This window comes from Drancourtella massiliensis, assembly GCF_016900655.1.
Lineage (GTDB): Bacteria > Bacillota > Clostridia > Lachnospirales > Lachnospiraceae > Sellimonas > Sellimonas catena.
The window spans coordinates 1-12537 of the sequence record NZ_JACJKH010000017.1 but is presented as its reverse complement, the minus strand read 5'-3'; the positions used below and the strand labels follow the sequence as shown (position 1 = coordinate 12537).

The following is a 12537-nucleotide window of genomic DNA, read 5'->3' as shown; positions in this document are numbered from 1 at the left end:
TTTTTTAATTATATTACATGGATTCTGGAAAAACAAGCGCCAAGTCCGTTTCCTGTTTTCTTGAATGACCTTCCTGAGCCCCGCTTCTTTATTTTGCAAGGGCCGCTCCTTCCTGCACTTTCGCGTAAGTTGGATTCGGCATGATGCCGGAAAATTCTACAACTTCCTTTTCAGCCTCTTTGAGCGCTTCCATCACTTCTTCATACACGCCGTTTCCTTTGATGGAACCGCCGCCGTAGGCAAGCATCACTGTTTTCCCATGGATCCAAGCTCTGCCTGCAGGCTTTTTTTCGCCGTTTTTTCTCCAAAATGTACTCTTGCCGGGTAAGTAAATGTAAATTCCTTCATCGTTATCATCCTCCTGATTCTAAAAAAATCTGCTTGTATTTTCTGTTTTTCTGCTTTACAATTGGATTGTAACAACCGGTTGTAACAACCGGTCAATTGTGTTTAATGAAATTCGCAGATTTTTCACAAAAAACGAAACAAAGAATGGAGGCTGGGAAATGTATACTATGATGCAGGTCTGTAAAGAGGCCGAAATGACTTACCAGACATTAAAATATTACTGTAATGAAGGACTGATTCCGAATGTCAAGAGGGACAAAAACAATCGCCGGGTATTTGATGAGCGTGACCTGAAGTGGATCAAGGATCTGATCTGCCTGAAAAAATGCGGAATGAGTATTGTGGAGATGAAAGAATATCTGAATCTATGCCTGCAGGGGCCGTCCACGATTCAGGAACGCAAAGAAATGCTTGCGAAAAAAAGAGAATCCCTCCTGTCCTCAATCGAAGAGCTAAAGGGCTGTGTAGACTATATTGACTGGAAACAGGATTTTTATGACGATGTCCTTTCCGGAAAAAGGCCGTACGTCAGCAATCTGATTCCATATAACTAAAAACAGCGAAAATGATATGCTGTCCTTCCTGACAGGAAATCTGATCCTCAGGACAATACGAAGTTAACCTCTTTCTTTGTTTATCATAATTATTTTCTGTCTATTCTGGTTTTTTTATTTTATATGGATTTTTTTCTGACTTTATATTGACACGTCCCGATTTATGAGTTATTATTAAGACATCAAAAGAAAAGGAGGACGGACCACCAAAAACATAAGTTCAACATTTAAATTTTAAAGAAACGAGGTATAGTCCAATGGCAAAGTAATCGAAATATTATTGAAAACACTATTCAGAAAGGATAGTTTTAAATAGATATCAATTAAACAAGGAGGAAAGACCCATGGATGGAATAGGTAAATAATCCACTGTACGAATGCGAAATCGATACAGTGGATTTTTATTGCCCTCTTATATATTTTTACTTTACACAAAAAGGTGATTATTGAAAAGCCATCGGACCTCGGCAGATTTTCAACATGCCAAGGTTTCCCGTCCTTTCATCAGAACTTCGATATAATGGTCGAAATCTACATCATTTTGTTTTTTCAATATCTCAATATAACTTTCCTTGATGTGATCTGCCGCGATATCCGTTGCATCCGGCATTCCCATGGCATCCCCCAATGCCATACCAAACAAAGCACCTGCAATCTTATTTTTCATTCCACCACTTCCATGCTCTATTGCAATTGCAACTTACTTTTTTGTCCTGTATCAATTGAACAAAATGACTGCATTTTTCATAAACGGTTATTAACTACAGAACAAAGTTTCCTGTTTAATAAAATATTGCCCGGTACAAACCGGGCAACACAAAAAATCTGTTTTTTTATTATACCTGAATCACTCCTGCCATGCTGCAGAGCAGGACGATAATTCCAAGAACAATCCGGTACCATCCGAAGGCCTGGAAGTCATGCTTTTTGATGTAGTCCATCAGGAAACGAATAACTACGATAGACACAAGAAAGGCGGTAATCATACCGACCGCAAGCACCAACAGTTCGGATCCGCTAAAGGCAAATCCATACTGAAGAACTTTTAAAAGGCTTGCGCCAAGCATAACCGGAACCGCAAGGAAGAAAGTAAATTCGGATGCCGCTTTTCTTGATACACCGATAAGCAGGGCGCCGACAATCGTGGCACCGGACCGGGAGGTTCCAGGAAAGATTGCCGCAATCAGCTGGAAGACTCCGATGATCAGCACAGCCGAAATTGTCAGATCCTCCACTGTCTTCATCCGCGGTCTTTTCCCTTTATTCCAGCGTTCAATCACGATGAACGCAATACCAAAAACAATCAGGGCAATCGCAACCGGAACTGCATGATAGAACATTGCTTCAAATACATCATCAAACAGAATCCCGATCACAGCTGCCGGAATGCAGGCCAGAAGGATCTTTCCCCAGAGGATCATTTTGTCCATTTCGATTACCGGTCTGTTTTTGTCTTTAAACTGAAACGGGAACAGCTGGTTCCAGAACTGCAGTACGACCGCAAAAATCGCGCCAAGCTGAATCACAACAAGAAAGACATTGACAAAGTCCGCGCTTCCTTTCAGCTTGACAAACTCGTCCAGAAGGATCATGTGTCCTGTACTGCTGACAGGAAGCCATTCCGTGATTCCCTCCACAATTCCAAACAAAACTGCTTTTATAATTTCCATTTATTTTCTCCTTGTTTCTTTTTTGATTGATTCTTTTTCAGGTATCAAAGTGCTGCCATGGCAATCGTGCCTGCAGTCAGCAGAACCAGTCCTGCCGCCGCTTTCCTGCTGAGCTTTTCTCCAAATACAAAGTAGGAAAATACAACAGTCACAAGCACGCTCAGCTTGTCAACAGGAGCCACAATACTGGCCGGGCCTTCCTGAAGAGCCCGGTAATAGCAGAGCCATGAAGCTCCTGTAGCGATCCCGGAGCAACAGATAAAGATCAGCTCTATTTTCGGAATCTGCCGGACTTCCTGCTGCTTTTTCCGGATTCCCACCATAAGCCAGGCCATCACAAGCACCACACAGGTACGGATTGCTGTGCCGAGATTGGATTCCACGCCGGAGATCCCGACCTTTCCGAGGATCGCCGTAAGACTTGCAAATACTGCGGATCCTGCCGCATAGAGAATCCAGCCTGCACCGCCCCTGGAATCTTTAATCTCCACATCCTTTTTCTCGATCATCAGAAAAATTCCGGCCGCAATCACAATTACCGCTGCCGCTTTCGGAATTGAGATTCCTTCCTGCAGAAAGATCAGGGCAAGCAAGATTGTCAGCACTGTACTGGACTTGTCAATCGGAACAACCTTGTTGATATCCCCTGTCTGCAGCGCCTTAAAATAACAGAGCCACGATGCTCCCGTGGCCGCGCCGGACAGAATCAGAAAGACAAGCGTTCTCGCATCAATCACTGAAATCTCATCTGCCGATCCTACAATTCCTACAATCACCCACGAAAAAATCAGGATCACGATCGTCCGTACCGCTGTGGCTACAGTAGAATCGGTTTTCCTGATTCCGCATTTTGCCAGAATGGACGTGACCCCCGCAAAAAAAGCAGAACCCACAGCATACAAAAGCCACATCAGACATTCCTTCTTTCTCTATCAGGATTCCCGGTCATTTAACCGGTAACCAGCACCCCACACCGTCTCGATGATCTTCGGATTTCTGGCATCATCCTCAATTTTCTCTCTCAGACGGTTCACATGAACCGATACCGTCGCCGCATCGGATACATACTCAAATCCCCATATCTTTTCAAAAAGTTCTTCTTTTGAAAACACGATATTTGGATTTTCTGCAAGGAACCGAAGCAGCTCAAACTCCCGGTTCGGGATTTTCAGTTCCACACCATGTTTCCATACTTTCCAGGTCTTTGGCTCGATCACCACGTCCTGGATCGTGATCTTATCTCCCTTGTTCCGCTCCTCCCTGCCGCGCCCGGATGTCAGCCGTTCGTACTGCTTCAGATGGGAGCGTACCCGCGCCACCAGCTGAGACTGATCAAAAGGTTTTGTAATATAGTCATCAGCGCCCAGTCCGAGGCCGCGGATCACATCCACGGCCTCGGTGCGGGCTGTCACCATCAGGATCGGAATATCGATCTGATCCCGGATCTCCCGTCATCTAACAACACGGTTTCATATCCATTGCTCTCCAGATAATCTTTTTCCAGCCAGGCAATTTTTTCATCATCCTCCACAATCAGAATCTTCGTCATATCAGTTCCTCCTATGGGAAACATATCTCTATTTCATTTTTGCCTTCCGCAGCTGCTCCAGAATCAGAATCACCGCAAAGCAGACAGCTGCGCCGATCAGAACCGTGACCGCCATCGGCATGGTAACTGCGACAATCTCAAGCAGAGACGGGAACAGTGCAAGAGCCAGGAACGTACCGCCGACCATGGTCACGCAGACAAACAGTCTGAGCGGAGTAAGCGGGATACAGCTCTTGATCACTGCCAGCATGGAAATCAGAATCAGCAGAAGATACATCACCGTCTGTCTTTCCTCAGTGCCAAACGGCGCAAGCAGCGTAAATACCGCAATCATACATGCAACCGTAATACCAAACGGTGCGGCATGGGAAAGTGCCGTCGGGAGGAATTTCCCGCGGATTCTCCTTATATCCGACTCCACAATCGATACGAAGGACGGATATGCCTCGATGCAGGCATCGATCAGCGTGATCTGAATCGGAATAAACGGGAACGCCTTATTCGTGATCAGACAGAAAAACGATACCAGTACAGAATAGATCGTCTTGATAAAGAATACCTGCGCTGTTCTCGTTACGTTGTTGATGACCTTCCGGCCTTCCATCACAACATGTGGAAGGTTCGTAAAGTCGGAATCCAGAAGCACTATCTGCGCAATCTGGCGGCTTGCGTCACTTCCGTCCGCAACTGCAATCGAGCAGTCCGCCTCACGCAGTGCCAGCAGGTCATTGACTCCGTCGCCTGTCATCGCCACCTGATGGCCCTGACGCTTCAGCGCCAGCACAAGCTCCTGCTTCTGCTTCGGCGTCACTCTGGCAAAAACAGCATATCTCCGGCAGAGCATATCATAATCCAGATCTTCGCCAAGCGTGGACAGATCGATGGCATCTTCCCATCTCTCCAGTCCGGCACGTTTTGCAATCATCGATACCGTCTTTACATGGTCTCCGGAAATAACTTTGACATCCACGCCCTCTCTCTTAAAGAACGCAAGCGTCTCCTCGGCATTCTTCCGGATCGTATCTTCCAGAATCACACTGTAAACCGGACGGATTCCCGCCGGCAGCTCATTATCATTCTCCCACGTCTGTCCGGAATATCCGATAATAATCACTCTTCGTCCTTTTTCCAGCTCACACTCCAGATTTTCCGGAAGATTTCCCATCAACCGCTCCGGCGCGCCCACAAAAATACTTCCCGCACCTTCAAAACTGATGCATCCCCATTTTCTCTTCGAAGAGAACGCGATCTTGTGAACCGGACGGTACGCCGCTTTCGGCTCAAACTTTTCTTTCAGCGCCTGAAACGTCGCATTGTTGTCATCACTGGCGGCCATATAAGACTGCACAAGCGCATCCATATCGCCGCCCGGCAGATCCGTCAGCGGAATCACCGAATGGACTCTCAGCTTTCCATCTGTGATCGTCCCTGTCTTGTCCAGACAAATGGTATCCACATGTGCAAGCGTCTCCAGTGAATAAATATTCTGCACAAGAATTTTCATTCTCGCAAGCCGAATGACACCGGCTGCCAGAGAAACAGATATCAGAAGAACAAGTCCCTTCGGAAGCATACCAAGAAGTGCCGCCGAAGAAGAAATCACCGCCTCATCAACCGGAGTATTTCTAAGGAAATACGCTTCCAGGAACAGGATAATTCCAAGCGGGATAATCAGAAAACTCGTAAATTTCGTCACTTTACGCATGGAACCAAGAAGCTCCGAATGAATCTGCTTTTCCTGCTTTACTTCATTTGCAAGTTTCGTCGCATAGTTTTCATTCCCGACATGGGTTACTCTCGCATACGCCTTACCGGAAATAACAGAACTTCCCGAAAAAAGCTCCGCTCCCTGTTCCTTGACAACAGCATCACTCTCACCGGTCAGAAGAGACTCATTGACCTCAAGCATCCCATCCACAACGACCGCATCATTACAGATCTGATTACCGCTGGCAAGCACCATCAGATCATCCTTTACGATCTCTTCCATCTCCACGGTCATTTCCCGGTTATCCCTGCGCACACGCACAGTCGGACGGTTCAGAATCGACAGCTCGTCCACAAGCTTCTTCGCCTTGAACTCCTGCGCAATCCCAATCACAATATTCAGAATAATAATCGCGATGAACAGCATATTCGAATATGCCCCCACCAAAAACAGCAGCACCGCAATTAAAAAGTTCAGAAAGTTGAACAACGTACAAAGATTCTCCCGCACAATCTGCGGCTTCGTTTTCGTAATCTTTGCGGCTCCGGTACCACCCTCACCACGGGCCTTCCGTTCCTCCACTTCCCGGGCCGACAGCCCAGACAGATTCTCACTCATCACACTACGCCTCCTGCACTACTTTTCTCTCTCAAAGACTAGCATCTTCGACTAAACAAATTTTTATGAATTCTTAAACAATTTCTAAACTCTTCCCGTGTCCTCTCCACTCCCGTCAGAAGCACACTCACACGGAATTCTATCATAACAGAAATCATGCAAAAATGCAATTTCAACCACATTATATCAGCCAAAAACCATACATACAACAATTATCGGGGACGTGTCAGGGTTGTTTCATGAACAACTCAGACCGGACTATACCTGAAATTATTTTCCTATATCGGTTCTGTTGAGCTTAATACGAAAAAAAGCGCAAATTCCCCCCTCTTCTCTTTACATTGCCTTTTTTTAGAGCTATTCTTTATATATAGTCAATACAAACCGGTTATGCCTTGAAACACATACTGTTCTCGCAGGACGGCATTGTCACAAAAACAATCCATCATTTCTGTCATAATGTTTGTCATGCCGGCTTCGAGCATTGACAGGCGCAGGATATTATACGCATATTTTCTGATTAATGCCAGGTTGTTTCGGGATTTTTTTGCAGGCGAACGGTCTTCCCTGAACGTATCGTCCAATACATGGTGGAGCCGGTTCTCTATTGACCAGTGCATTCTTTTAATGCTTCCCAGTTTCTCTGCGGTAAGGGTCAGGTCTGATATCATTGCGGTACACTGGATGTCTTTTCCTGTTCCTTCTGCCGCAGACGGAACCGGGGCTCTTATCGAACCTTTCTTTAAGAATTCTTCCAATGACGGCGTAATATCATTCCCCTCTTTGTCTCTTTCTACCGGTACTCTTACCTGCTTGATTCGTCCGATACTTTTCACCATGTTCCATTCTTCCTGACTCTTTGTCAGCCATGACACATCTCCGCATATCTGATAAGTCCTGTGTTCATATCGGTCGCGGTTCTTTTCTGTCCGGCTGACTTCTTCATAGTTTTTTAGGCTCTTCCTCAATACCGGATCCAGACGTTCTCCTTTTTTCTTTTTTGCAGTTTCCCTTTCTAACCGGTCCATGACTGCATGGATTTCTTCGCAGGCCTCTGGCTGGTTATTCTTTACTGTCAGGACAAAATGCCCGCCCTGTTCATGGATCTGATTCATGATTGCGGTCTGGGTACCGATGGCATCGATCGTTACGGTGCTTCCGCTGATATCCAGTAGTTTTAACAATTTAGGGATTGCTGTAATTTCATTTGTCTTTGAGTCTATGGGAAGCTGCGCCAGGATCAATCCCGCTCAACATCCGGCTGATCGTTGACGGAGAGGCAATCCCGTTTTTCAGTTCCAGGTGCTTCGCAGCCATTCTATATGGTTCCTGCACCAGTTCAGACTCCTGCGGATGGTTGTTCTGCCACAAAGAAATCCGATCGTGACACACACCAACATTTCTGCAAGGTCATGCTTTTTCTCCCTGCCACACCGATAATCCGGAATCTGTCTAAAGTAATAGATCAGCGGGGCCGTTCGGAATTCTCTTTCAGCACATATCAAATGCCACCTGTATTTTTCTCAGGAGTTCCCGCTGTTCTTCATGAATTCTGGAAATGATTTCGGTTTTGCCAAGACATATCAGATAGATGGTCTCCAGCTGATGCAGCTCTTCCAGCCCGACACCACACGTTTTATAAATCCGTCGCGACAGGGAGGCTGTCTGGGCTGCAAACTGATAGCGGAAATCCGATTCTTTTTTGATTGTTCTGGTTCGTTGGATATAAGATGTTGGGGACTGTTTGAAAAGAATGATGGAGAGGACATCTTCCCAGTCATCGCCTAATGGTTTTTTCCAATCATCCGGGCATAATTCCCAGACGGCTTTCGAAAAGCCGTACTCCCAAACTTCCGCATCCGTCAGAGAAACTTTCTTTTTGTTACTTTGTATCACTCCATTCGGAGTAATCACGCCGATATAAGTATCGACTGGCTGTGGATATTTTTTCCCTTTCACGCGCCGGGAAGTCCTTTTATAAAGATAATAGGAATCCCCTTTTTTCTTTACTGTAGTTCCTCTGGTCCGATATTTTTGGACCCACTCTGGATATTTCTTTTCAGTTACCGGCATAAAATCCTCCTTCCTACATAGGTAGAATATACCTATACTATATAAGACATTATACCTCTACTCGAACAAAAAGTCGAGGATTACATATACTGATGTATAGCATATATAACCCTCGATAAAATCAGATCGATTTATACTTTTAAAAATCATTCATGAAACAACCCTGCAGGTCACCGCCGTGTTCGTTACTGTCAAGTAATCATTGGCAACTTTCTTTCCGATTTATCTTTTTTGTTCAAGCAGTCCTTTTTCTGGTTTCTAATATCCAGCCATGTACAGCAGTCGCTTTCTCTCTCCCTGTATCTTTCCCTCCAATCCAACCACATGCCCTACTGCTGGATATTGATAACCCTTTCCGTCTTTCTTTGGTGTCTTCGCTGACATCAGGATCTCGCCGTATAACTCTTCTACTTTCTCTTCTTCAAATACCGGCCTCCTCAGACGTTCTGTCACTTCATACAGTTTCCCGCTGCACACATGGTTTTCCATTGTTCCCATGTTCCGGTATTCCAGACCCTCCGGTGGGTCTGGCAGCTCCAGTTCCTGAGACTGATACGGCAGAAGCCCTTCCCGGTTGTTTTCATAGTATCGGATCAGTTCTTCTACATCTTCAATCTCAGCTTCATCACTCAAGCTGTTCCGATAGATTTCCAGATACCGGAATACTTCTTCGATCTCTTCTCCTTTTATCAGTTCTAAAACAGCATCCCTCGCAGCCGGTTCATGGATTTTTTCTTTCACAGCTTTGTTCCGGTGGAATGGGTCTAACTGAAAACAGGTGCTTTTATCTTTCACTTTCTTGATCCACGACGCTCCGTCCGCATTTAAGATTCTTTGATCTACCTCATCCAGGTTAAACTCCCGTGCGATTGCCGCTTCCCGGTATTCCTGAAACTCTTTTGCTTTAGAAAATCCGGCAACTACCACTTTGTTTTCCAGCGCATAACGATCCGGGCCGGTTTTCCGCCATCCGTCATAAGCTATCCCGATCTTGATCTCTGATTTATCCTGTTTTTCCTTTTTTCTGTCTTTTCCCTGCAGCTTGATATAAACTCCATCCGCTTCTTCAAACAGAACAGGAACCTCTCTTTTCCCTTTCACTTGGCCTTTCTTATATGCTTCTGTCAACTCTGCTTCGTCCTCACAAACCTTTTCCCCTAAAGCCTGGATGACGTTCCATACGCCCATCGCACTGATGGTCTGTCCAGTCATCTCGCTGACCTGCCGGGCGCATTCTCTGTAAGATAGTTCAGTGATCCCTTTTACTAGCAGTTCCGCCATGTTCGTTGAAATCAGACCTACATGGTCCAGTTCCAGTGTTTCATCCAGCAGATATACAAAGTGCCTGGTTCCGTCTTCCTCGGTTACTTCATAGACAGTCCTCTGATAAGTTACTTCCCCATACACGGTTTTTACGGTTGTCTGTCTGGCACCCTTGTTCCGGTACTTCTTTTTGTCCCTGCCCTCCATCAGCATCCTGTCATACCGTTCCAGAAACTCTTTTGTGAACTCTCTTCCGATCTGGCAGACCCACGGTTTTCTTCACCTGATTGATTTCGTTCTCAATATGGGGTAAAATAATCTCAAACAGGAGAAAGGAGGCACATAATGAAAAATTACACAAATCTACTAGAAAAATTAATTCCCGAACTTGTCCGAATTTTTCAGGGTTCAATCACCAGCATTATCCTCTACGGATCTGTGGCTAGAGGCACTCAAACGGAAGAATCGGATATTGATATCGCAGTCTTGGTCGGCTCTTATACAAAAGAGATGCATGAACAGATGACGGATCTTGTTGTAGACTTGGAATTAGAATATGACAAAGTCCTCTCCGTACTCCTCATCGATTATGATAAATTTACCGAATGGGAAAATGTAATGCCATTCTATAAAAATGTGAAAAAGGAGGGGATTGTATTATGGCCGGCAGCATAAAGGATTTATCAAAATACCAGTATGAACGATCCTCTGAAGAATTGGAAAATGCAAAAACAATGTTAGAAAGCGGCAAATTTAAACTTGCTCTTAACCGTTCCTATTATTCTATTTTTCACGGAATGCGCACGGTTAACGTCTTAGATGAATTTGACAGCAGCAAGCATAGTGGTGTCATCACCCATTTTAATCAATATCATGTTAAGACAGGCGATTTTCCAAAAGAAGCCTCGAGGATCATTCGAACATCTTCGGAGATGCGTGAACATGCAGATTATGAGGATTTTTTCACAGCTTCCCGCAGGGATGCTGAAGAGCAGGTACAGAAAGCGCAAACATTTCATGACTTTATTTCAAGCTATCTTCAGAAAAAAGGAATACTATGATCATTAAAGGGAACCGCTCTGACTATAAGGCAGTTCCTTTTTACATTTCGTTGAATTATTTGGTTAGAATCTGAGAATGAACGTTTGTTTCGTTCTCTTTTTTTATGCCTGAATACAGGAAAGGCGGTCATATTTCACCTTTTCGGAAAGACATATGGTAACAGAAAGGAAAAATACTATGGAAAATATGAATAAAAATAAGAAAACAATCTTAACTCTCGAGCTCATTGGCATCGATGGTTTTTCATGCCCGACATACCAAGATCAGTTCGGACATTTATGGAAAGATCTCAATTTAGGTCAATCTAAAACGCCTGACCTCTACTCCGTTACTGGCAACGAGCCCGACGGAGAGCCAATTGCCCCAATCCGGTATGAACATGTTTTCAAACCCAAGCCATATCAGAATGACAAATATGAATTCGAATATATGCTGTTAGGCAGAATGCGGAGTGACTGCGAATATTACCTCGGATATGGAAATCGGAGCAATTCCCGATTATATGGAAATGATCCGAAACAGCATATTGATCGGATGAAAGAATTATGGAAGGTGTTTCCCGCAGACAAAAAACCTGAATGGTTGACCTGGGAACAGCTTCTTAACTATGAAAGAGCAATGTGTAACCATTAACCATGCTTTCGGAAAGAAAACATAACTTTCAAAATCTAATAAACACGAAAGGAATTATTATGAATTTTAAAGAATTTACAGAAGAAATAAAAATAGCGCTAAAGGAGAAACTGAACCGGGATGACATCTGTATCTATTCAGAGACAGCTCTAAAGAATAATCATACTTTGTTACTCGGCCTTTTGATCGAAGCGGCCGGATCAAATATTATGTACACAATCCCATTAAAAAAATACTATGAAGAACTCAAAGAGGGCGTCTCCATCCAGAAAATTGCTGCAGAAATGGCACATTTTTACCAGAGTATAGACAGCTATGAAATTGCACAGCTAGGGAACTTTGACCAGCTAAGAGAGAAAGTCATCTATCGGATTGTCAATCAGGAAAAAAATCAGGTTTTTCTGCGATCCGTTCCTTATATGCCATATTTAGATCTGGCAATTACATTTCATGTGCTTATAGACAACAACGCTTCTGGCTGCGCAGCGCTTACAATCAGTAATCGGCATCTGAAATACTGGGGGATTGATTCCTCAGAATTATATCCTCTGGCGCACGCCAACACGAAACGTCTTTTTCCCAGCGTGATAAATCCATTTGTGGATCTCATCCGCTTCCCGGAGATAATGAACGAAAATGAGCCGTTTCGCAGCTTTCTATCTACATTAAAAATTCTCAGCAATCGCAATCAGTCTTATGGAGCATCCTGTATTCTCTATGACAACGTACTGGCTGATCTGGGGAAGGAACTTCAACATAATTTCTATCTTTTGCCGTATACTGTTGATGAATTTCTCATTCTTCCAGAGAACCGGAAATATCCCAGAGAATTTTTAATGGAAATTGTGGAGTCCGTTTTAAATGATGCTGCTGAAAAAGAGCAGTTTCTTTCCTCGCATCCATATTATTATAGGTAATTGCGAAACTCCTTCGTAAACTTGAAGCAAAACAAGGAAAATTCGTACAGGGAAGGAGTTTTGGAATGAAAAGTGGATAACCGGATATTTTAGGCGCACTTTAATAAGCTATCTGCTTTATGAAAGTGGTAAGTCCTATGCT

At 44.3% G+C, this 12537-nt stretch carries 14 protein-coding genes and 1 pseudogene; 5 read left to right on the top strand and 10 right to left on the bottom strand.

The features are described from left to right. Positions 1-88: 88 nt before the first annotated feature. Complete coding sequence (locus H6A32_RS16875; protein ID WP_204864280.1) at positions 89-247, bottom strand: iron-containing alcohol dehydrogenase; 159 nt, start codon at positions 245-247, stop codon at positions 89-91. Between the two features lie 259 nt (positions 248-506). Here H6A32_RS16875 and H6A32_RS10125 point away from each other — a divergent pair, with 259 nt between their 5' ends. Further along, on the top strand, positions 507-902 hold the full coding sequence (locus H6A32_RS10125) for a MerR family transcriptional regulator (RefSeq protein WP_204864279.1): 396 nt from the start codon (positions 507-509) through the stop codon (positions 900-902). A gap of 475 nt (positions 903-1377) precedes the next feature. Here the strand turns inward: H6A32_RS10125 and H6A32_RS10120 are convergent, their stop codons facing one another. The 9 genes and pseudogenes from H6A32_RS10120 to H6A32_RS10080 all read right to left on the bottom strand — a co-directional run bounded on the left by H6A32_RS10120 (position 1378) and on the right by H6A32_RS10080 (position 10041). Further along, positions 1378-1569 carry a hypothetical protein gene (locus H6A32_RS10120; RefSeq protein WP_087253112.1) on the bottom strand — a complete coding sequence of 64 codons (192 nt, stop codon included), beginning with the start codon at positions 1567-1569 and terminating at the stop codon, positions 1378-1380. 169 nt (positions 1570-1738) lie between these two features. Continuing rightward, positions 1739-2572, bottom strand: a complete 834-nt coding sequence (locus tag H6A32_RS10115) for an undecaprenyl-diphosphate phosphatase (RefSeq protein ID WP_118636934.1) — start codon at positions 2570-2572, stop codon at positions 1739-1741. Positions 2573-2616: 44 nt separating this feature from the next. Next, positions 2617-3483 carry an EamA family transporter gene (locus H6A32_RS10110; protein ID WP_204864278.1) on the bottom strand — a complete coding sequence of 289 codons (867 nt, stop codon included), beginning with the start codon at positions 3481-3483 and terminating at the stop codon, positions 2617-2619. Between the two features lie 21 nt (positions 3484-3504). Further along, positions 3505-4121, bottom strand: a pseudogene (locus tag H6A32_RS10105) (winged helix-turn-helix domain-containing protein). Positions 4122-4149: 28 nt separating this feature from the next. Further along, positions 4150-6447, bottom strand: a complete 2298-nt coding sequence (locus H6A32_RS10100; RefSeq protein ID WP_204864277.1) for a cation-translocating P-type ATPase — start codon at positions 6445-6447, stop codon at positions 4150-4152. 374 nt (positions 6448-6821) lie between these two features. Further along, positions 6822-7691 carry an ISAs1 family transposase gene (locus tag H6A32_RS10095; RefSeq protein ID WP_430749585.1) on the bottom strand — a complete coding sequence of 290 codons (870 nt, stop codon included), beginning with the start codon at positions 7689-7691 and terminating at the stop codon, positions 6822-6824. Positions 7692-7739: 48 nt separating this feature from the next. Continuing rightward, positions 7740-7847, bottom strand: a complete 108-nt coding sequence (locus H6A32_RS17020; RefSeq protein WP_243424897.1) for a hypothetical protein — start codon at positions 7845-7847, stop codon at positions 7740-7742. A 91-nt stretch (positions 7848-7938) separates the two neighbouring features. Next, the gene (locus H6A32_RS10085; protein WP_204864275.1) at positions 7939-8520 is read right to left on the bottom strand and encodes a hypothetical protein; all 582 of its coding nucleotides are present in this window, start codon (positions 8518-8520) and stop codon (positions 7939-7941) included. A gap of 258 nt (positions 8521-8778) precedes the next feature. Beyond that, entirely contained in the window at positions 8779-10041 is a 1263-nt protein-coding gene (locus tag H6A32_RS10080; protein ID WP_346342274.1) for an ISLre2 family transposase, read from the bottom strand. Positions 10042-10128: 87 nt separating this feature from the next. On the opposite strand from H6A32_RS10080, the gene H6A32_RS10075 reads away from it, so the two are divergent. The 4 genes from H6A32_RS10075 to H6A32_RS10060 all read left to right on the top strand — a co-directional run bounded on the left by H6A32_RS10075 (position 10129) and on the right by H6A32_RS10060 (position 12395). Beyond that, positions 10129-10458 carry a nucleotidyltransferase family protein gene (locus H6A32_RS10075; protein ID WP_204864274.1) on the top strand — a complete coding sequence of 110 codons (330 nt, stop codon included), beginning with the start codon at positions 10129-10131 and terminating at the stop codon, positions 10456-10458. Next, complete coding sequence (locus tag H6A32_RS10070) at positions 10443-10844, top strand: HEPN domain-containing protein (RefSeq protein WP_204864273.1); 402 nt, start codon at positions 10443-10445, stop codon at positions 10842-10844. Before H6A32_RS10075 ends, H6A32_RS10070 begins: the two co-directional genes overlap by 16 nt. Before the next feature lie 154 nt (positions 10845-10998). Then, entirely contained in the window at positions 10999-11478 is a 480-nt protein-coding gene (locus H6A32_RS10065; RefSeq protein ID WP_243424895.1) for an LPD11 domain-containing protein, read from the top strand. Positions 11479-11537: 59 nt separating this feature from the next. After that, entirely contained in the window at positions 11538-12395 is an 858-nt protein-coding gene (locus tag H6A32_RS10060; protein ID WP_204864272.1) for a DUF5688 family protein, read from the top strand. Positions 12396-12537: the final 142 nt, after the last annotated feature.